Source organism: Cobetia sp. SIMBA_158, assembly GCF_046566945.1.
Taxonomy (GTDB): domain Bacteria; phylum Pseudomonadota; class Gammaproteobacteria; order Pseudomonadales; family Halomonadaceae; genus Cobetia; species Cobetia amphilecti.
The window spans coordinates 1-259 of the sequence record NZ_JAWJYL010000616.1; the positions used below are offsets into that span (position 1 = coordinate 1).

At 38.6% G+C, this 259-nt stretch carries 1 protein-coding gene; it reads right to left on the minus strand.

The window, feature by feature from the left end; translation table 11 throughout:
• On the minus strand, positions 1-218 hold a 218-nt coding region (locus tag R2R70_RS21305; RefSeq protein WP_410979095.1), incomplete at its 3' end, for a PAS-domain containing protein.
• Positions 219-259: the final 41 nt, after the last annotated feature.

The window sequence follows — 259 nt, forward strand, 5'->3', positions numbered from 1 at the left end:
CTAATAATATCCTCTATGGGTTGGCCAACTTGTAAAAAACATTCAGGGTATTTAAACATGTCACTGTAGCGCTTGTTCCATGCGACTAGCTTTAAGTTTTTTTCAACAACCGAAATACCATGGCTTAAGTTTTCTAAAGAGGTAAATAATAGGTTTTGGTTAAATTGTAGGGCTTGTGTGGTTTCATCAAAAAAGTTAACCACTTCTTCAAATGCCATGCGCTTGCCCGATGACACCGTATGAATAAGCGCCTGTGCAG